This window comes from Bartonella sp. AP11XZML (assembly GCF_042196445.1).
GTDB lineage: Bacteria > Pseudomonadota > Alphaproteobacteria > Rhizobiales > Rhizobiaceae > Bartonella.
This window is the reverse complement of record NZ_JBHIQF010000066.1, coordinates 1-20343: the sequence shown is the minus strand read 5'-3', so window position 1 is coordinate 20343 and position 20343 is coordinate 1. Positions and strand designations below refer to the sequence as shown.

General features: G+C 38.9%; 20 protein-coding genes, 1 tRNA gene and 1 pseudogene. 14 read left to right on the top strand and 8 right to left on the bottom strand.

From position 1 onward, the window contains the following. Positions 1 to 30: 30 nt before the first annotated feature. The 5 genes from ACFIMG_RS06015 to ACFIMG_RS05995 all read left to right on the top strand — a co-directional run bounded on the left by ACFIMG_RS06015 (position 31) and on the right by ACFIMG_RS05995 (position 2846). Positions 31 to 957 (top strand): YopJ/AvrA family T3SS effector serine/threonine acetyltransferase, encoded by a 927-nt coding sequence (locus tag ACFIMG_RS06015; RefSeq protein WP_375679060.1) that lies wholly within the window; start codon positions 31 to 33, stop codon positions 955 to 957. A gap of 652 nt (positions 958 to 1609) precedes the next feature. Further along, positions 1610 to 2272 (top strand): lysozyme, encoded by a 663-nt coding sequence (locus ACFIMG_RS06010; RefSeq protein ID WP_375679049.1) that lies wholly within the window; start codon positions 1610 to 1612, stop codon positions 2270 to 2272. Beyond that, on the top strand, positions 2269 to 2505 hold the full coding sequence (locus ACFIMG_RS06005) for a hypothetical protein (RefSeq protein ID WP_375679050.1): 237 nt from the start codon (positions 2269 to 2271) through the stop codon (positions 2503 to 2505). Before ACFIMG_RS06010 ends, ACFIMG_RS06005 begins: the two co-directional genes overlap by 4 nt. Further along, positions 2429 to 2641 (top strand): hypothetical protein, encoded by a 213-nt coding sequence (locus tag ACFIMG_RS06000; RefSeq protein ID WP_273790903.1) that lies wholly within the window; start codon positions 2429 to 2431, stop codon positions 2639 to 2641. The genes ACFIMG_RS06005 and ACFIMG_RS06000 overlap by 77 nt, the downstream gene beginning before the upstream one ends. Next, positions 2634 to 2846 (top strand): hypothetical protein, encoded by a 213-nt coding sequence (locus tag ACFIMG_RS05995; protein ID WP_375679051.1) that lies wholly within the window; start codon positions 2634 to 2636, stop codon positions 2844 to 2846. The genes ACFIMG_RS06000 and ACFIMG_RS05995 overlap by 8 nt, the downstream gene beginning before the upstream one ends. 1462 nt (positions 2847 to 4308) lie before the next feature. Here the strand turns inward: ACFIMG_RS05995 and ACFIMG_RS05990 are convergent. The 3 genes from ACFIMG_RS05990 to groES all read right to left on the bottom strand — a co-directional run bounded on the left by ACFIMG_RS05990 (position 4309) and on the right by groES (position 6584). After that, a complete protein-coding gene (locus ACFIMG_RS05990) occupies positions 4309 to 4455 on the bottom strand; it encodes a hypothetical protein (protein WP_273790906.1) in 147 nt (48 codons plus the stop codon). 130 nt (positions 4456 to 4585) lie between these two features. Then, positions 4586 to 6229: a chaperonin GroEL gene (gene groL / locus ACFIMG_RS05985; protein ID WP_273790908.1), complete on the bottom strand. Its 1644-nt coding sequence runs from the start codon at positions 6227 to 6229 to the stop codon at positions 4586 to 4588. Positions 6230 to 6287: 58 nt separating this feature from the next. Then, the gene (groES, locus tag ACFIMG_RS05980; RefSeq protein ID WP_005774667.1) at positions 6288 to 6584 is read right to left on the bottom strand and encodes a co-chaperone GroES; all 297 of its coding nucleotides are present in this window, start codon (positions 6582 to 6584) and stop codon (positions 6288 to 6290) included. A 227-nt stretch (positions 6585 to 6811) separates the two neighbouring features. Between groES and fumC the strand changes: the two genes are divergently transcribed. The 4 genes and pseudogenes from fumC (at position 6812) to ACFIMG_RS05960 (ending at position 10936) form a co-directional block, all read left to right on the top strand. Next, on the top strand, positions 6812 to 8200 hold the full coding sequence (gene fumC, locus ACFIMG_RS05975) for a class II fumarate hydratase (RefSeq protein WP_375679053.1): 1389 nt from the start codon (positions 6812 to 6814) through the stop codon (positions 8198 to 8200). Between the two features lie 133 nt (positions 8201 to 8333). Further along, on the top strand, positions 8334 to 8525 hold the full coding sequence (locus ACFIMG_RS05970) for a hypothetical protein (protein WP_375611601.1): 192 nt from the start codon (positions 8334 to 8336) through the stop codon (positions 8523 to 8525). A 677-nt stretch (positions 8526 to 9202) separates the two neighbouring features. Further along, positions 9203 to 9422: pseudogene (locus tag ACFIMG_RS05965) on the top strand (lyase family protein); the annotation flags it as partial. Between the two features lie 626 nt (positions 9423 to 10048). Beyond that, complete coding sequence (locus tag ACFIMG_RS05960) at positions 10049 to 10936, top strand: outer membrane protein (RefSeq protein ID WP_375679054.1); 888 nt, start codon at positions 10049 to 10051, stop codon at positions 10934 to 10936. A 1620-nt stretch (positions 10937 to 12556) separates the two neighbouring features. Here the strand turns inward: ACFIMG_RS05960 and ACFIMG_RS05955 are convergent. Beyond that, positions 12557 to 12641, bottom strand: a tRNA-Leu gene (locus ACFIMG_RS05955). Positions 12642 to 12862: 221 nt separating this feature from the next. Here ACFIMG_RS05955 and ACFIMG_RS05950 point away from each other — a divergent pair. Both ACFIMG_RS05950 and ACFIMG_RS05945 read left to right on the top strand, forming a co-directional pair. After that, positions 12863 to 13468 carry a YqaA family protein gene (locus ACFIMG_RS05950; RefSeq protein ID WP_375679922.1) on the top strand — a complete coding sequence of 202 codons (606 nt, stop codon included), beginning with the start codon at positions 12863 to 12865 and terminating at the stop codon, positions 13466 to 13468. A 12-nt stretch (positions 13469 to 13480) separates the two neighbouring features. Then, entirely contained in the window at positions 13481 to 14053 is a 573-nt protein-coding gene (locus ACFIMG_RS05945; RefSeq protein WP_375611598.1) for a disulfide bond formation protein B, read from the top strand. Here the strand turns inward: ACFIMG_RS05945 and ACFIMG_RS05940 are convergent. Beyond that, entirely contained in the window at positions 14050 to 14184 is a 135-nt protein-coding gene (locus ACFIMG_RS05940; RefSeq protein ID WP_375679056.1) for a hypothetical protein, read from the bottom strand. The two genes, ACFIMG_RS05945 and ACFIMG_RS05940, sit on opposite strands and share 4 nt — an antisense overlap. 164 nt (positions 14185 to 14348) lie before the next feature. Between ACFIMG_RS05940 and ACFIMG_RS05935 the strand changes: the two genes are divergently transcribed. Next, positions 14349 to 14873, top strand: coding sequence for a type II toxin-antitoxin system PemK/MazF family toxin (locus ACFIMG_RS05935; protein WP_375613249.1), 525 nt, complete (start codon positions 14349 to 14351; stop codon positions 14871 to 14873). A 1704-nt stretch (positions 14874 to 16577) separates the two neighbouring features. Here ACFIMG_RS05935 and ACFIMG_RS05930 read toward each other — a convergent pair. From ACFIMG_RS05930 to ACFIMG_RS05920, 3 genes are all read right to left on the bottom strand, one after another. Continuing rightward, positions 16578 to 16778, bottom strand: a complete 201-nt coding sequence (locus ACFIMG_RS05930) for a hypothetical protein (RefSeq protein WP_375679057.1) — start codon at positions 16776 to 16778, stop codon at positions 16578 to 16580. A 294-nt stretch (positions 16779 to 17072) separates the two neighbouring features. After that, complete coding sequence (locus tag ACFIMG_RS05925; protein WP_375679058.1) at positions 17073 to 17459, bottom strand: hypothetical protein; 387 nt, start codon at positions 17457 to 17459, stop codon at positions 17073 to 17075. Further along, on the bottom strand, positions 17417 to 17728 hold the full coding sequence (locus ACFIMG_RS05920) for a hypothetical protein (RefSeq protein ID WP_375679059.1): 312 nt from the start codon (positions 17726 to 17728) through the stop codon (positions 17417 to 17419). The genes ACFIMG_RS05925 and ACFIMG_RS05920 overlap by 43 nt, the downstream gene beginning before the upstream one ends. Before the next feature lie 1065 nt (positions 17729 to 18793). Between ACFIMG_RS05920 and ACFIMG_RS05915 the strand changes: the two genes are divergently transcribed. Further along, on the top strand, positions 18794 to 19603 hold the full coding sequence (locus ACFIMG_RS05915) for a VIT1/CCC1 transporter family protein (RefSeq protein WP_375627767.1): 810 nt from the start codon (positions 18794 to 18796) through the stop codon (positions 19601 to 19603). 259 nt (positions 19604 to 19862) lie between these two features. Further along, the coding region (gene dut / locus ACFIMG_RS05910; protein ID WP_375693584.1) for a dUTP diphosphatase at positions 19863 to 20343 on the top strand (481 nt) is incomplete at its 3' end.

Genomic DNA, 20343 nt, shown 5'->3' with positions numbered 1-20343 from the left:
CCATCGATTATCAATATAGAGGCTAAGATTATGAAGCCACAAGATCCTTCCCTCCCTCATTCCTCACAAACACCAGAAGGAACAAGTGCAAATGAATCTTTAGAAGACCTTATTGCACGTTTAATGCAAAGTTCCATCCAAACAGAAGAAGAACATGTTGCACCGAGTTCTGACGAATTAAAAGATATTATTACAGGCTTAGAAGATGATCTTGTCACCGGCCGTTGGATTAACTCTTATTATGAAAACACAGATATTAGATTGATGCCGGCTCTCGTAGAAAAAGCAAACAGCAAATATCCAGAAATGAATCTCAAATTGGCTCTTACAGCAGAAGAGTTTTCGCACGCCCTAAAAGAAGTCGTTGAGAGCGACGCAAAATCTGCCCGATTTATAGTCAATTCGGGAAGCAAAATCCACTTTGCCGTCCTTGATTATCAAAAAGTTGATGACAAAATCTCTTTGATTATGCTTGAACCTACAACCTTTCAGAATATCACGGCTTGCAAACTAGGGATAAAAATAAATCAAACCCTTCAATGTCTTCAACTGCCTCCTTATTCTTTTACCACGGCAGAAATGGATATTCAGCGAAGCTCTTCTGAATGCGGGATGTTCAGCTTAAGCCTTGCCAAAAAGCTTCATCTTGAATCTGATAAATTAGCAAGATTGCACAAAGATAATGTTAAGGGTATATTCTGTGAACCCAATTCATCTTTATCTGCTGAAAAGTTAGATTCCTATCTTCCAACCACTTTTTATAAACACACACAAGGAAGAAGACGTCTAGAACACTATTTAAAAGTCAATCCGGAAGCTGAACATGAAACAGTCAACAAAAAAGGCGAAACCCTGAGGGAGAGATTTGAAAAAAACTTAAGAGAAACAGAGGGAAAAACTGTTTCCGTTTCCTCCCACCAAAAAAGGCTCACTGAATACAAATCTTTAACGATGTAAGTGAGGCTTTTCCATATTCCTATTCATCAAAGAACGAAGAGAGGCTGCTTTACGGCTAAGATTTCTCTAAGCAAACCAGCTTTTGCGCTCATAAAACAAAAATAGCCAACAACTTTCCTCTTAACGAAAAAGCACCATTGTCCTATAAAAACCAGCCCCTCTTAAAATTGTATCAAAATTCCACAGCTCTTGTTAGCCCAAAGCTCTTTGTAATAATGAGACTCTTTGGATAAGCAAAACGTTTGATACATAAAATATTTAATGCTTTCGTCTTCAGTAAAAGCATATGTCTTGTTTTTCTGAGAGTATCCACTTCGTATCTCAAGCCCCCCACATCAATGCCATACGACGAACACAACCGCAATAGATCACGCTTATCGTGCATCAACCCAACAGCTGCCCGCACCCCAAGAAGGCTCCATCAAAAACACCAGGACAAGCTCTTAAAATCTACAACCTCTCTTAACGGAAAACACCAGCCCAACCATTACCCCACTTGGCCAACCATTCCCCATTCCCTAAGATGTCACAACCAACCTTTTGATTTCATAAAAGTTTCACATCTCTTCTGTTTTTGAAGCGTGAAAAAATTCATTTTTAATCTGTCAACCAGCCTCACGTTAACGTGAGGCTTTATTTTATGGAGAAGCAAATGAGAAAAATATCTAAAGCAGGGCTTGCACTCATTAAACAATGGGAAGGATTGCGTTTACAAGCCTATAAAGATGCCATCGGGGTGTGGACAATCGGCTATGGCCATACCACCACGGCAGGCCAACCGTTCGTTCACAAGGGCATGATCATTACTGAAAAACAAGCAGAAGAAATTCTTTCTCAAGATTTAAGACAGTTTGAAAATACCGTTGAAAAACATGTGACAGTTTCTTTAACGGATGAACAATTCGCCGCGCTCGTATCGTTTTGCTATAATATAGGAACATCGGCTTTTTGTAATTCGACCCTTCTAAAAAAGCTCAATAATGGCGAATATGAAGCCGTCCCTGCTGAGTTACAAAAGTGGACTAAAGCAGGAGGAAAACGTCTTCACGGTTTAGTGCACCGTCGTGCAGCAGAATCGGGATTATGGGCAAAAGGGGCTTATGTTTCTCCCAACTACCAAACTGTAGAAACGCAAGCTCCAATGGGATTTTTCAAAGCAGAAGCGCTTACACCGATTATTGGTTCTTTTTCTGGACTTGGGGGCTTATTGGCAGGCAATGGTCCTATCCAATGGGCATTAGCAACCATTATGGTTTTAGCCGCCTGCGTTGGCATTTTCTTTGTGGCAAAACGGTTTCGGGAGCAGCGCTTATGATGTGGTGGTTGAAAAAAAATCTGATGATAACAGGAGCGGCTCTGACCGCTTTTTTTATCGCTTTAGCAAAAGCTTTCACTCTTGGAAAGAAGGTTGAACAACAAAAGAAAATAGAAAAAACGCTAAAGTCATCAACAACACGGCTAGAGGTGGAAAATGAAATTAATCAAAAAAGTGATGCTGATGTACGCACTGCTCTTACTCACTGGTTGCGCGATAAAAACAATAAATGAGCCTTTTTCTTGCGTTGGGTGGATGCCCATTTATTTAGACAAAAAAGATCTCAATATCATCAGTTCAAATCTCGCAAGAGATATTTTAAAGCATAACAAACAAGGGGAAGGCTTGTGTGGGTGGAAACATGGCTAGAAAAAAAACAGAAAAACAAACAGAGCTTACAGAAAAGGAAAAAGAGATCCTACAAGAAATCATCACGACTTATAAAAGTGTAAAAATAATGTCACGCTATACGAAGTGGATTATATTCATCATTTTCTTATTAGCGCTTGATTTTTCACGTATCGTGGATGCATTGGGAAGTATTTTTACACAAAAATCGAATATTCAACTCTAAAATAAATAAAAAACATGAGACGTGTTAAAACTTTTAAAAATATAAAAAGCCATTCGTTATTTTTTGAATAACATGGAAATTTTATTGATGATTTTTCACGTCTCATGGGAAATTTACACACTCTTCACAAACGCTTTCATGAAATGAATTTAGGGGCATGAAGAGAAGTTTTTAACCAACGCGTGAGTCAACAACTTTGGTAACATAAGAAAAGGATCATACCAACATACATTTTTTTAATAATCTATTGATATCCAAATGATTTTATACTCTTCATAAATAACATTGCCAAGAATTTGTATTAAAAGACATTTCTTTTAAAGAAGTGCATAAACAAGCAATGTAATGGTAGCCTTACATAAAGCCTCTCATCTTTACGTTGAATAAAAAAGCGAGCCGGCTCCTCTCACCTTCCCAATGCCCTGCCTCTCAATGCCCTGCCTCTCAATACCCTGCCTCCCAATACCCTGCCTCTCAATTTCCACCCTCTCAATTCCCTTATGTTCTATGCATAAAGGTCAAGTTGAAGAGAATATATGGAAAATCCTTGGCTCGAAAATATGAAAAGAAGGCATGAGGCTACAACAGAATTTCGCGTGCCTTTATCATCAGAAGCATTAAAAATTCTAAAACAAGCACGCCTACTGTCTGTCATGATTTTTTTCGGCTACCTGTCATGGTCCCCTTAGTTCAAAAATTGCTCCCCACTCAAGAATTTTCTGTCACAATATAGGCAACAAACAGAACTTGAGTATAACAATATGGGTTTGGCTCCAGTTTAGGTGATGAGCTTACCGAAAAAAAGATGAGAGCAAGGCGAAAAATTAGCTTTTATCTTTAAGCTTCTCAAATGGAGCAGTCTCCTCATTCCAAAAACTACCCAAACAGAAAAATGCTTGTCCCAGTATATAAAAGCCCTTTAACAGAGAAAACCCTTATTTTTTCATACAAAAGCTTGAAATACCAGCATCTTATTCATAAAAAAACAAACCAGCCCCATCATGCTCTTTTCAACTCTGTCTTTCCAACGCTCAATAGGTACTAACTCTTAACTACTGACTTTTAATGATTGCGTTGGTTCATAAAAACCGTAGTGACCTCTCACCTTATGAAGCACAAACCCAGGATTTTTTAACGATGCATGCATAAACCTGAAATGAAAAAACAGAACTGTATTAGGAATAAATGATTATAAATCAAATAGTTATATTTTTATTAGCACAATATTTTCAAAGGAAACCACGATCCCCGCACAATAGAAACATTTCATAAAAACAAGAGAAAAAGCTATGGATTAAGAGTGAAATTCATTCACAATAACGGTAGATCAACCAGAGGAGAATAGAACAATCCTATAAGATAAAGAAACTATCATAAAAGGAAAAACTGTATGAAACGTGAAAAAGCATAAAAAAACGGGCACAGAAGGCCCGTTTCTTTATTATTTCTATGGAATAAGAGCTTAGAAATCCATTCCGCCCATTCCACCCATTCCACCAGCAGGCATCGGAGGCATTGGTGTATCTTTCTTTGGAACTTCAGCAACCATTGCTTCTGTTGTAATCAGCAGGCTAGCAATTGAAGCCGCATTCTGGAGAGCAGAACGCAAAAACTTTCACGGGATCAACAATTCTTGAAAGCAATCAAATCACCAAATTCACCGGTTGCAAAACGTGAAAAAGCATTAAAAAAACGGGCACAGAAGACCCGTTTCTTTATTACGTTTATGGAATAAGAGCTTAGAAATCCATTCCGCCCATTCCACCCATTCCACCAGCAGGCATCGGAGGCATTGGTGTATCTTTCTTTGGAACTTCAGCAACCATTGCTTCTGTTGTGATCAGAAGGCTCGCAATTGAAGCCGCATTCTGAAGAGCAGAACGCACAACTTTCACGGGATCAACAATTCCCAAAGCAATCAAATCACCGAATTCACCAGTTGCGGTATTGTAACCATAGGTGTCAGCATTATTTTCCAGCACTTTGCCCACAATAATAGCGGCTTCTTCACCAGCATTGCTTGCAATCTGGCGCGCTGGTGCTTGTAGAGCACGACGAACGATACTAATACCAGCTTCTTGGTCAGGATTACTTCCCTTAACGGTCAACGCATTTGCTGCACGCAACAATGCGGTACCACCACCAGCAACAATACCTTCTTCAACAGCAGCACGTGTTGCATTCAAGGCATCATCAACACGGTCTTTCTTTTCTTTCACTTCAACTTCTGTTGCACCACCCACACGGATAACAGCAACACCACCAGCGAGTTTAGCAAGTCTTTCTTGCAATTTTTCACGGTCATAGTCAGAAGTTGTTTCTTCGATCTGAGCCTTGATTTGATTGACGCGAGCAGTAATTTCAGACTTTTGTCCAGCACCATCAATAATGGTGGTGTTTTCTTTAGAAATGTTCACTTTCTTTGCACGTCCAAGCATATCCAAAGTGACATTTTCAAGTTTAATGCCCACATCTTCAGAAATAACCTGTCCGGATGTCAAGATTGCGATATCCTCTAACATTGCTTTACGGCGATCACCAAATCCAGGAGCTTTTACAGCAGCAATTTTCAAACCACCACGCAATTTGTTGACAACGAGCGTTGCCAAAGCTTCACCTTCCACATCTTCAGCGATAATGAGAAGTGGTTTTCCAGACTGAACAACAGCTTCAAGCACAGGAAGAAGAGATTGCAAATTAGACAATTTCTTTTCGTGAATGAGAATGTAAGGATCATCAAGATCAGCGACCATTTTCTCAGCATTTGTGACAAAATAAGGGGAAAGATACCCACGGTCAAATTGCATTCCTTCAACGACTTCTAATTCCGTTTCAGCGGTTTTAGCTTCTTCCACGGTAATGACGCCTTCATTGCCCACTTTTTCCATAGCATCAGCGATCATTTTACCGATTTCAGCAGCGCCATTAGCGGAAATTGTTCCCACCTGTGCAATTTCTGCTGAAGTTTGGATTTTTTTTGCTTTTTTGAAGAGGTTTGCCACCACTTCTTCAACAGCAGCATCAATCCCACGTTTAAGATCCATTGGGTTCATGCCCGCAGCAACAGCTTTAACACCTTCTTGCACAATAGCTTGTCCTAAAACAGTTGCTGTTGTTGTTCCATCACCAGCGATATCATTGGTTTTAGAAGCAACTTCGCGCAACATTTGTGCACCCATATTTTCGAACTTATCTTCCAGTTCGATTTCCTTTGCAACGGATACACCATCTTTTGTGATGCGAGGCGCACCGAATGATTTATCAATCACCACATTGCGACCTTTAGGGCCGAGTGTCACCTTAACAGCATTAGCAAGGATGTCGACACCGCGCAACAAACGCTCACGCGCTTCACGGCCAAATTTGACTTCTTTAGCAGCCATTTAATTTCTCCTTGGAGTTTTCTCAAAATAGTACACAATGAAAAATTAAGCGCTTCAATTAGCCCATAATTCCCATAATGTCAGATTCTTTCATAATGAGGAGGTCTTCCCCATTAATCTTGACTTCAGTTCCAGACCATTTTCCAAACAAAATACGGTCTCCTGTTTTGACTTCTAAAGGCACGCGCTTTCCGTTATCATCGAGAGCGCCATTGCCAACAGCAATCACTTCGCCTTCTTGGGGTTTTTCTTTTGCTGTATCAGGGATGATAATCCCACCAGCCGTTTTATTTTCAGATTCAACCCGACGGACAACGACACGGTCGTGAAGTGGGCGGAATTGTATATTAGCCATGTTTTAAATCCTTAAAACTGAACATAATTGCATTAATCTTAAAAGTTCTTGCTAGCACTCTCAAACTACGAGTGCCAGCATGTGTTAGATATAAAATCGGCATCTCTCAATGTCAAGAATAGCCATAAAAATAATTTCTCTAAATGAAGCTTCAAAGTCTTGCCTCTTATTGCACTTTCGCGTTATCTATCTTTTTTGAGAACCCGTGAACAAAAAAGGATCTTATCATGGTTGAAACACGTCAGGAAACGGATAGCTTTGGAACGATTTCGGTACGTCAAGATCGTTATTGGGGCGCACAAACTGAACGTTCTCTGCATAATTTTAATATTGGCAGTGAAAAGCAGCCTCTTGCCATCATCTATGCTTTAGTCCTTGTCAAAAAAGCAGCAGCGATTGTAAATATGGACAAAGGAAAACTACCAGAAAATATTGGAAAAGCAATTATTGCCGCCGCTGATGAAGTGCTTGCTGGCGATTTTGATACGCATTTTCCACTATCCGTCTGGCAAACAGGTTCTGGCACACAAAGCAATATGAATGTCAATGAAGTCATTGCTAATCGTGCTAGTAAGATTTTGGGAGGAAAACTTGGAAGCAAAAAACCAGTTCATCCCAATGACCATGTCAATATGAGCCAATCATCGAACGATTCCTTTCCCACGGCGCTTCACATTGCCACCACGTTGCAAACACGCCAACACTTACTGCCAATCCTTGAAGCTCTTATTGCGACATTAAAACAAAAAGAGCAAGAATTTGCAGATATCATTAAAATCGGCCGCACCCATACGCAAGATGCAACCCCTTTAACCTTAGGGCAAGAATTTTCAGGCTATCGTGCCGCATTAGAAGCCAATTTTCAGCGTATTGAAAATGCTCTAACCGATGTCCAAATGCTTGCTCAAGGTGGTACGGCTGTTGGCACAGGGCTGAATGCGCCAAAAGGTTTTGACGTTGCTTTTGCGCAAACAGTGAGCACTCTCACAGGAATAACGTTCCAAACTGCCAGCAATAAATTTGAAGCACTTGCCCATCATGGTGCCCTTGCGCATTTCCACGGGAGCTTGAATGCTCTCGCTGCTGATCTGTTTAAAATTGCCAATGACATTCGGTTTTTAGGCTCTGGTCCACGTTCCGGTTTAGGGGAACTCAGTCTTCCTGAAAATGAACCAGGCTCTTCTATTATGCCCGGCAAAGTCAACCCCACGCAATGTGAAGCCTTAACCATGGTCGCATGCCAAGTCTTTGGTAATCACACCAGCGTAACCTTTGCCGCAAGCCAAGGACATTTTGAACTCAACGTTTATAAACCTGTTATTGGCTATAACGTTTTACAATCAATTACCCTTCTTGGTGATTGCATGCGTTCTTTTGATATGCATTGCATTCAAGGATTACGGGCCAATCGTGTTCATATTCACTCGCTCATGGAGCGCTCACTCATGTTAGTCACAGCTCTTGCACCAGAAATTGGCTATGAAAAAGCTGCTGAAATTGCCAAAGCAGCGCATAAAAATGATACAACTTTGCGCACCGAAGCATTAAAAGCAGGCGTTTTTGTAGAGGATTATGACCGATTAGTTGATCCTAAAAAGATGATTGCTCCCCAATAAACAACCCACTAAAAAAGATGCAAACATCTTAAAACAAATCTTTCTGTCAAAAGATCGGGGTGTAAACACCCCGATGATGACCGATAACAATTACCCACAGCGTTCATTTTAGGCTCTGATCCGCATTTATGCTATGGGTGGTTTTGTTGCTTATATTGTACTTAAAAGGCACAACGGTTTTGCAAAGGCATGGATAGTCATAGCTCAACACCCAATGGCTATACTGGCAGAAAGTGATTTAAATGGATATGACCTTAAGGTGTTTTTCATTCTAGCTTCGCGTTTTGATTTTGAAAATCTATTAGCTATCAACCAAACAGAATGAGCTCAAAAAAATCGGTATTATCGGTATTAATAGACATAATTTCAATCAAAGTATAAAAAGATTAATGAATTCATCGTAGTTACGCTTTACAATGTTATCATTATTGATAACATTGGGTAGATAACTCTTATCTCAATGAGATAATGTGTTTATTTATAATGATAATCTAGCGTTATCCATATTGAATGAGAATCCTAAAGACCGTAAGATTTTCTCATTTTAAATCGGTCCCATGTTGCATCAATCAAAATCACTGACTTGCACATCACAAACGCAATGAATGTATGAATAGAAATTGTATCCGATAAGGACTACAAACGCCTCTAATGAACAACCTCAAATGCCAAGGACTGTCACAACGGACAAAGGGGCCTCTGTCACAACATTGTGGAGAGGACTGTCACAACACCCCACGAACTGGCAAATATAGTAATGGTACCGGCGTGCTCCTTTATGAAGCGTAAAAGAGGTGCTCAATAGATTTATTATTATACCATTCACAATCGCTGTCATGAAATGGGTTTAGGAATATTGAGAAATGTCTCTTTTATGAAGCGTGAAGATGGGAGTGCTCAATAGATTTATTATTATATCATTCACAATCGCTGTCATGAAATGGGTTTAGGAACATTGAGAAATGTCTCTTTTATGAAGCGTGAAGATGGGTGTTCAATAGAGGAACAGCTGTTGGAACAAAATTCAATGCACCGAAAGGTTTTGACCTTTGCTGAAACAATCCACTCTTTGACGGGATATCCTTGACAGCTCGCAAGAAATTGGAGGCATTTGCCCATTATAGCGCCCTCACCCATTTCCACAAAAACCTGAATGCCACGCGCTAATCTCTTTAAAATCGCCAACGACATTCAGTTTTTAGGCTCTCATCCACGTTCCGGCTTTAAGCGAACGGAACGGAGAGTTTATCCGTTTTACATGGCGCATAAGAAACCTCATGAGACTTGAGATTCTCGCACTTTACTCCTTCTTATTCTTCGTATTCCATTCAATCAATCAAAACTATTCGCTTGGATTATCATAAGCAAAAGTGGCATATAGATAAAAAAGAAATAAAGTCGCTCATCCCCTCAAGTGCTCAAAAGGCTATCGCAATACAAAGCTACGCAACATCAGAAACGAGCAAAGAATATGATGGTGTCAATATGCATTTTTTACGATCAATTGAATATGTAAGCACATTGATGTCAATCATAATGGATAATACATTTAATAACAAAAAGTGTTTTAATATGTATAAAATAATGTTTTTTAAATAAGTAAAAAGCTTATTTACTATACTATAATTTTTTCTAAAACACAGAGAACATTGAAAATGTATAAAAAAATCCTGAAAAATCAATATAAACGTGGGATAATAGCATGAAAATAAGTTTTAAGAACGCTTAAATATGGATAATTATGGAGTTTTTGAGTATTTTAGTTTTCATAATGATATTAAATATAGATTTTTTTAACCAATTCGTATATAATACGATTTGTATCTGAAATAAATTGGGGACGTTTTTATGAAAACAAAATGTTTAGTTGCACTATCTATTTTCACCTTCATTACCGCTTCAACAGCGCAAGCAGCAGATACGGTAATCTTTAAGCAATCAGAACCGAAGGTTTCATTGCAAGATGTTTCATCGTCACGTATTTCACCGGTTACTGTTTCTGCGCCTTTTTCTTGGTCTGGTTTTTATTTTGGAGGACAAATTGGATATTTTTCCAATAAAAATACTCTAAATTACGCACAAGAAGCTAGGGACGGAAAATGGGCTTGGGTTGATAGAGATTTATCACCGAAACTATCAGGATTGAGAGCAGGTTTGTATGCAGGTTCTAATATTGATCTGGGAGATCTTGTTTTCGGTTTTGATACCGATATGGTCTGGTCTGGGAGGAAAAGCACCCAAACAGACAATGGAAAGAAAATTCTAGATGAATCAAACTCCATTAACATTGCCTTTAAAAAAGCTGGGATTCCTATCATAAAACCTGCAGCTCAGGGTGAAACGATATCCAACTATGGTGACATTGTTGTTAGCAGTGTAACATTGAAAGAAACGTGGTCTGGTGCCACGCGCGCGCGTATTGGTTTTGCTTCCCATCGTCTTATGCCTTATATTGCAGGGGGTATAGCCTATAGACAGATGCAATATATCATGTCACTTTTATCAAAACCGCAAGAAGATTCGACAATTTTTGCTTCTGGCAATGTGTTAGATGAGACAAAAACAATGTTTGGTTACACTATTGGTGGTGGTTTTGATCTTGCAATGACAGATAATATCATCATGCGTACAGAATATCGTTATTCAGATTTTTTTAAAAAGAAATTTGCAAACGATAACCTTAAAATCTCTTCTCAAACGCATGATGTTCGCTTTGGTATCGCTTATAAATTCTAAGTTTTGTAGAAAAATTGAACGATTAAAAAACCCTGTTAAAAACGGGGTTTTTTAATGCCCCTTTCCCCCTAAAAAGACGTAGATTCTAAAAACCAGTACTAAACTGTAAACAAATAGTCACGAAACAATAAAGCCTCTCCCTCTCTTAAAGCAAACTCCTATCCTCTCAGCCTTTCATGTCGTGCATTGGGAATATAAAAGCTTTACCATCATACCACTGGGCGCCATCGTAAAATAAATGAGAGCCGTTATTTAAGAGATATTTCTTTAAAATAAATATAGATATTGTGCATCAATTGCAGTGTTATAGGATGATGTTGACTTGGCCTCCCCGCTCTTAAAGGATAAAGATTCTAAAAACCCATTTTTAAACACCCATTTTTAAACACCATGTCCGTTTATAAAAGCACAAAAACCCTTGGAGACTCTTGGGAGATATTGGGGGATCTTGGGCGGGCTTCTTTGGGCTCCTCCTCATGGAATGCCCTTAAGTCTCAAGCAAGACAAACACTGAAGAATATCCAACACACACCGAAAAAATACTGTAACGTTTCAAGGAAGTATGCCCTATATGACCACACTTCAAACGACAGTATTTTACCGCTATTGTATGCCAGAGTGGAGAGAGGATATTGCGGTTCTCTGTTTATGTAATTTCTGTAACGGGGAGACAGCTTCATTTAGGGAGCACATGAAGTTTTCAAGGTAAAAACCAATTTCCAACCTTACCATTTCCCTCTGCTTTACGACTTTCAAAAGCCTCTAAAGCAAAATCTTTTAAGCCTCTCATGCTCCTGTCTTTTAAAGAGAGGAGATTACACATTGCCCCATGTTTTTGTTGCTCACATATCTTTTTGGCGATCACGCCCCTCATGTCATACGACAACGCTTCAAAGCAAACACACTCAAATTCAAGATACTTGGGTTGCCAATTCACATGCGTGTTTTAAAGAAACATCTCTCAAAACCCTCAAGCCCATTTTGCGACAGCACCTACAAGAATATAAAATCTATAAAGCCTCTAAAGCACTATTTTTTAAGCCTCTAAAGCTCCTGTCTTTTAAAGAGCGGAGATTACGCACTACCCCATGTTTTTGTTGCTCACATATCTTTTTGGCGATCACGCCCCTCATGTCATACGACAACGCTTCAAACCAAACACACTCAAATTCAAGACACTTTGGTTGCCAATTCACATGCGTATTTTAAAGAAACATCTCTCAAAACCCTCAAGCCCATTTTGCGACAGCACCTACAAGAATATAAAATCTATAGAGCACCATCTCTACACTTCATAAAAGTGCAAGCAGGCACCCCCCCCCATCCATCATACACTTTAACCTCCAATGATGCCCTTGAAACGGCATAAGAGGCATTTTTATTCATTTTTTGTAAAATTTCACTCCACGCGAGCTCATCTAGCTTGTAACGCACGAGCGACATGATTTTGGTTGATTTACTATAAGCAGACTTGAAATGAGAGAATCCTACGGTATTCGAGGTTTTTCATTCAACATACAAAACATTGAACACGGTCTATAAATTCCATGTTTTATAAATCCCATGTTCTATAAAACAACGTGATGCGCCATAACAGGATAAAGGAAAATATTTATGAAGTGGTGCGGGTGGTCGGACTCGAACCGACACTCCTCTCGGAACCAGATTTTGAGTCTGGCGCGTCTACCAGTTCCACCACACCCGCACACTGCTATAAAAGACAGGACTATAAAAGACAGACTTGTCGATTATTCCTTTGCACTATATGAAGAAGAACAGATTCGTCAACAGAAGACTTCTCATTTTTTAAGAATTCATATCATTTTCTTATCTATTTTATGAAATACTTTCTTTATTGGATTTCTCTACCGGATTTATAGCAATCTCATTTGTAAAGTCTTTACCTCTTAAACTTATAAAAGCCTCATGATATTAAACAAATTAAAGCTTTGGACGATTTCTTTAGCAAATCGGCGTACAGCACCACACTGGCTTGGTTTCATTGCCTTTATTGAAAGTTCTGTTTTTCCAATTCCCATAGATGTTTTATATATTCCGATGCTTCTTATCCATCAAAAACGGGTTTATCGCTATGCTTTGATTGCGACAATCTGTTCTGTATTAGGAGGCATTGCCGGTTGGTTTATCGGACATTTTGCCTATGATACCCTTGCCAAACCCATTTTAGAAATTTATGGTAAGGTTGAAAGTTTTGAATCTCTGAAAAATAGTGCAACCCTGCAATTTCTAATCATTTTACTGATAACATCAGGTTTTTTTCATCTTCCCCCCATCAAGATTGTCACAATTTTGGCCGGTGTTATGAGTGTGCGTCTTGAACTTTTCATGCTTATTTGTATTTTTTCTAGAGGCGCTCGTTTTTATCTTCTCGCGTGGCTGATTAAACATTTTGGACAAAAAGCAATGAATTTTCTAGTACAGCATTTCAAATGGATTGTTCTCATTGGTTGTGTTAGCCTCCTTTTAATTTATGGGATTTTCATAGCTTTTTTAAACAAGAAGCTTTTATAAGGAACAGACTTAATGGCATGCGTTTTGTCTTCTCACCCACTTTTACACAAGCACCTTCATCTTGAACCCAGCAGAAAAGAACAAAGTTTATGGGCTTTTTTTCTCGCTTTTTGCTTGTCTGCCACAATAGGGATTGCCCTTGGTTTTGAATATTTCGGAGGATATCTTCCTTGCGATTTATGTCTCATAGAGCGTTTTCCTTATTATGGAGCCATACCATTTTTGCTCTTAGCAGGTTTTGGAGCATGTTTTTTTCGCATAACTGCTTGGATACAACTTTTATTTTTTTGTGTTTTTGTCTTAATGTGCATCAGCCTTGTTTTAGCCGTTTATCATGCGGGTGTTGAATATGGCTTTTGGGAAGCTCCCCTCAGCTGTGGTTTAAGCGCAGTCAGAAAAACCTCAGACATTAACCAGCTGCTTAACCAATTAAATAGCATTCATCCCCCTTCTTGTTCTGAAGCATCCGCACGCTTTCTTTTTCTCTCATTTGCCGGTTGGAATGTCGTCTCAAGCCTATTTTTCTCCCTTATAAGCCTCTATATTACTTCAAAAGGGCTCCTTTCAATCCATAAAAAACTCTAACCATAAAATAGAAACGAAACCGCGTGCACTCGTTCTCTCCAATCGCTTTCCCCTACCAACAACCCTCCAGTCACCAATCCCCACCCAAAACCACCCCCCGCCAAACCAACCCACCAACACCAACGAGTCACCAACATCCCTCCTCTAGCGTTCTACTCAAAAGACAAAAATAAGCAGATACATCCATTTTATGGTTTCACCTCTCTGTACTTATAAGCAACATTTTGATAAAAACTCGTGATAGAAAAGCCGTAAAATAATAAGTGAGGGGACCAATAAATATAAATGGTCTGCTATGGCTGAAGATAAGAACACAGAGCCTTCTACCCTATCACCTATTTCCTTAGATATAACCAAACTTGAAGAACCATGTGTTATGATGGAACATGATCATAATGCATGGCGCGAGCATATAAAAGAAAGGGATTTAAATGCGCCTTACGAAAAACCACCTCATATAAAACCACGAATCAAATCGGCACCACGCATCAGGCAAGTTTTTTGGTGCGATTTTCCTCATGATTCGATACTCCCTGAATTTTGGAAAAAGCGGCCTGTTTTAGTGCTTTCTAAGAATGCAAAATTATATGGAAATGTGACAGTTTTACCTTTTTCAACGAAATCACAACCCAATAATCCCGCTGCGTATCCAATACAATCTCCTATAGAGAATAAAAAAGCATGGATTATCTGCAATTATGTCACAACAGTTTCTGTAAGTCGTTTAAGTTGCTCACGTACCGTTCCAAGGTTATCCTGCGAAGATTTTCATAAAGTTGTAGCTCTAATGCTCAAATATTTACCGCATTTACACTATTGACTTTTGAGAAAAATAAGTGTACCTATATCACCATACACGGCATCAGTAATGGTGGCCGCTTCCCCGCAAGGGGAGATAGGAACGAAGGAGTGGGAAACCGCTCCTTTCGTCATTTTTGGTATTTTTTTGAAAACTGCCATTTTTTGCAACCTTCCCTAGAACATATCCAACATTCATTCTCCACCGTTGTTGTTTTGAAATATCTGCGATTTGGGGTAAGCAGAAGACAATATCCACACCTTGGATCCGGTAAAGTTTCCCATGGAGATTACCGAGATATTGTACATACTTATCATTTCATTGCACAAAAAATCGTGCTGCCGTTGCTTAAACTTTATATGATTTTCCGCAATGGGAATATCTTTCCAAGATTGAAAAAAATTTTTCATAATTTGGCATAACAAACAATCCCTTGTTCTTCGCGCTCTTGAAGTGTTCAATCGCTCAATTTACCAAAAGATATTCGACCTCACAACTTGTTTATTTACGTCCCTCAATACGGATGAAGCGGATGAAAAAGCCAGCATTTTTGAAAAGAAAAAAATAGTAAAGAGCATTTAATGATTCAAACGCTTTAAGACTACACAGAATACTCCATTCATCTTTGAACGCATCTGTTTCTGTAAAGAGAGCTAATAATGCTTATATAATCTGAATAATATTAGTTTACTTACCATATAATAACCGATTGATAACGATAACGCTAAACACAGAACTTACATCACCATACCGCAAAATAGTATTTTTACGAGATAACAAAGAAAATTCTCTAATAAACCAGAAATCAACACCCAACCGATTTCTATCTCTTCACCAAAAACAATTGTTTATTGCCCTAACCACATTATTTCACCGGTCACATGACCTAACATAGCTTTTGCAGATAGACTTTCTTCCTCTTCTCCTAGAAACGATCTATATTAAGCTATTTTGGGATTTACTGCTGAATTGCTTATGCTTGCGCTTTTAATGCCTTTTTTTTCACCATATAAAAGGTAGATAAAAAAATAATTTCGTTTATCAGCTTTATTTTAAAGACATACCTATTTTTTACAGGATACGTTCTCCTTTCTATCAGCCCTATCGCGTTCAATACACTTGTCGTTTCTAAACATGAACAACCAAGCATCACAATGGAACAATAGACACCCATTTGTAGCTTGTCATCAAGTTTTGTATATTTTGACACTAGGTTTTGTACCAATTAATTTTTTTCAAAGAGTTTTTAAGAGGCTCTCAAAGGGGGTTCAAAGACCTCTCAAAGCCTTCTCTCATTTTTAGCATGAAAATGCACTTTTTTCTGATTTTCACTCTTTTTAGCTCTTTTTTACAATTTTAAATGTCAAAATCTATTTTGACAAAACGCGCATTGAATGCTAAATTTTATACATAAAAACAACAAATTACCACCTAATCCCACTGAGTATAAAGCCTAGTGTCAAACTACACCCATCACTTTCATGGGCACTTGCATTGACAAGAGATAAACAAGAGCATTGATCACCACACACAGAGCAAAAATCTATAGCGACTACGCCATAGACTTTCGCCACGCAAGGGTTATTCTTAGAGCATATTTATGATGAGATAATCATTTATGACATCCTTTTTGTTGCGCCATAGAACGGGTTTTGCTAACGAGTTTTACTATTGTGCAAATTTTTCAAGAGAAATCCTCACTCGCTCATAGATAACAAGATTTCTTTATGGAGAGCGCACATGACGCTCAGCTTTGACCTTTTCCATAACAAGGGTAAGTTCAAACTTTAACCAACACGACAATACACCTATTCTAAACGATTTACGCACCACCTCATCAGCAACAGGCTGCTCCAATATCGGTGCACTTACTTGAGAATTTTTTGCACTTCCACGCACCGTAAAAAAAGAAAGTCTTTTTTTCATATTTAACTCCATTTCAGTTGATTTGGATTTTAAAAGTGCCCAAAAAAATCAAACAAAAATAGAGAGGTAAGTTACGAAAACTACAGGGTAAATTTTACTGCCCCCAAATATCTATTTTTCCCCCTCTGAACAGTCATTGAAACAGTATAAAAATTATTTTCATTAAAAAACAACTACTTATAATCTAGGGGAAGAAAGGTAAAAACTTCTCCCAGAAAAGGAGATTATCTTCAAAATTATCAAAAAAAGCAGCACAATTTTAGTGATTTTTTTGTTTTTTTTCTTTTGATAAAATTAATTGGCAGGTGTCTTAGGCGCCCCTCCGGTAGGTTCCCAATTCGCAACAGCCGCTAATTCCTCAATGAGCTTCTCTCTTGGTAAATTATTACCATCGACCAAATTGTACTGAATGGCATTGTCACTAAGCCACTTTATAAGCGTTCCTTTAACAGTTTTACCGCCCTCAGCCTCACTCACCGCTTCCCATGCCGCAACAATAGCAGCAAGCTTTGGAGCATAACGTGGATGCGTTGGATCTTGAAACGCATATTTTTGGTCCTTAGTCTCAGCAGCAGCATCCTCAGGGAAAAAAACTTTAGGTCTCTTACCACACAATAAAAGCCATTTTTTCAAATCATCTAAGGGAACAACAGAATATTCAACAATAGGATTCTCGTGCAAACGCTTCCCCACAAATCACAATAGTACCATTCTACCCTTAATTTTCCCTCTTTTGCTTCCCTTACTATGTCACTATAAACAGCTCGGAACAAAGCAATTTTAGCGAGCGGTACTTGATTCCCTACTTCGTGAATATCACTGTCTTCAGGTCTGAGTGCGTTGGTAAATTTACATATGAGTGGATTCAAGCCCGCTATCAATAACGCTGCCTGCGGTATTGTTAGTTTTTGAGAACGTAAAAGCCATTCTATACTTTCATCAATTTCCATATATTCCCCGCCTTTTTCTACGAAACTTAACATATTTTCAAAACGCTAAGAGCAATCTCCTTCACTACACAGAGATTATACTCCCCTCACATTGCACGCTTATCACACTTTTTAATAATCCCAGACCCACACCCTTCCTTGTGATACACAAGAAAATGATTTGAATTGATTTAAGATAAGAAGTTTTGAAGTGAGAGGAATCCTACTGAATTTTGGGCTTTCATACAAGATATCAGGCAAGTTACAAGGCGATAAATGCCCCTTCATAAAGCATAAATTTTTATGCGTGATCAAACAATTTGATCTGATAATATCTCTTTCATTTATGCACTCCCACCCTTAAACCTGCCCCTGCAATTACAGCACAAAAGATAATTCATTACATCAAATCCACCTAAATGCAAAAGCTGTCACAACGCTCAATGCGCGTAAATATCATAAGAATACTGTCTTACACCTCCACAAGCAGAATGAGTGGCGTAAAACTGTACAATAAAATGCCATACCTATAATGAACCGTGCTAAAGACTGTCGCAACACTGGGAGCTAAGGTGTATGATGATGCCGGCTTGCTCTTTTATGAAGCGTAAAGATTAAGAAGACTCAATGGAGTTTATATTATTTCATGGAAATTTTGCGGCTCTACCCTTCTATACTCTTCACGAGTCCCCTCGCGAAATGGGCTTTTATCCCTTGAAAAAGGTCTCTTTTAAAGAATCATCTCAAATTCCAAGAGCTGTTACAGTATTTTGAACGCATCAAATGAATGATGATGCTAGCTTATTCCTTTCCTATATTCTCGAGCATCAATACATTAGAATGCTCCATTCAAACGCCCCTTTAGCAAAATAAAGCACATTGTCTCTTAAATTTTTTCACGTAATCATTTCTTTCATGCGCCCCTCTCGTCTCCATTTGATAAATCTCCTTGTACTTTCTCAGCATCCCATCACCTTTTTTCTCAGTGCAACCTTTTTGTAATTTGTCAGTTTTTAACTTTTAGATTGACTTTCGGTTTATTTTTCTTATGTTTTAGAATTATTCTAAAGTGCAGAGGAACAGAAAATGTTGAGATCGTTTTTTTCATTTGTACAACGTAAAGCTCTGTCCTTTCGTTCAGCACAAAACGTGATACTTAAAGCGCTCAAATTAAAAGAGCAACATGCGGCGCTCTATTTAAAATATGCAAAAGCTCTAGAACCTTATTCCTCTAAGGAAGCCGCGGTTTTTACCGCTATGGGGCTTCAAGAGCTTAAAAATTATAAGCAACTTTTGTGCCTTTCTTGCCATAATCGTGCAAACACTATCGGTTCATTATGTGACAAAACTTCTCTTGTGAAAGGAAAGAGCCGCCATCCCTCCCAAAAAACAACAGCGGCAAATCACACCATAAAAAAGCCTTCGAAAACGCAAAGACAAACACTTTTGACTTGGATTCAACCAGGTCTTGCAGGATTAATGGATGGCTCTGTCTCCACCCTTGCCCCCATTTTTGCCGCAGCTTTTGCCACGGGAGACACGCATCAAACTTTTTTGATAGGGCTCTCAGCTTCAATTGGTGCGGGACTTTCAATGGGTTTCACAGAAGCAGCCCATGATGACGGCAAATTATCAGGGCGTGGTTCGCCATTAAAAAGAGGTCTTGCCAGCGGCATCATGACAACATTAGGAGGACTAGGTCATACGCTTCCCTATTTGATCAACTCTTTTTATGTAGCGACAATTATTGCTTTTATCATTGTTTTTTTTGAACTAGGCGCCATCGTCTGGATTCAGAACAAATTCATGTCCACTCCCTTTTGGCGCGCCTCTTTACAGGTCATCATTGGGGGAGCTCTGGTTTTTGCCACGGGTATTCTTATCGGTAGTATCTAAAAAATCTTATCTGTAACCATAATTTAGATCTCAAATAAGCGCATGCCCCTAGGCATAAGCCATCCTTGATGATGCCATTATTGAAAAATGCCATTGATAATGTTAGGTGGTGTTGTGGAATATTTTAAGTCAGTAAGAGATGATAAGCAAGCTCTGGGGACAACCTATATCCACACACCTTTATCGACTTGGTTTTATAGATATCTTTTGTTAAAGTATCATTTTCTTCTAGACCTCATATTTTGGAAATGCCTCGATCATGTCGCACACTGAAACAAACGCCTCTCTAAACAACCATCCTGTCTCTTCTCAATCTTCACATGCCCAGACTTTATTTGTTCAGCGTCTTGCACACGGACAAGGTTTAGAACTTCCTTGCTACGCGACGGCGGGTTCTGCGGGTCTTGATCTACGGNGCTTCCTCACTACACAACGGCTGGTTCTGCGGGTCTTGGATTTACAAGCAGCAATTGGAGAAGAAGAAACGCTTGTTCTTGCCCCTGGGCAGCGGGAACTTATTCCAACAGGTCTCATTTTTCATTTATCTCTTGGGTTTGAAGCACAAATACGTCCACGCTCTGGCTTAGCCTTAAAACACGGCATCACATGCCTCAACACTCCAGGAACGATTGATAGTGACTACCGTGGTGAAGTCAAAGTCCTTCTTATCAATTTAGGACAAGAAGACTTTTCAATCCAACGGGGCATGCGCATTGCCCAAACAGTCATCGCCCCCGTAT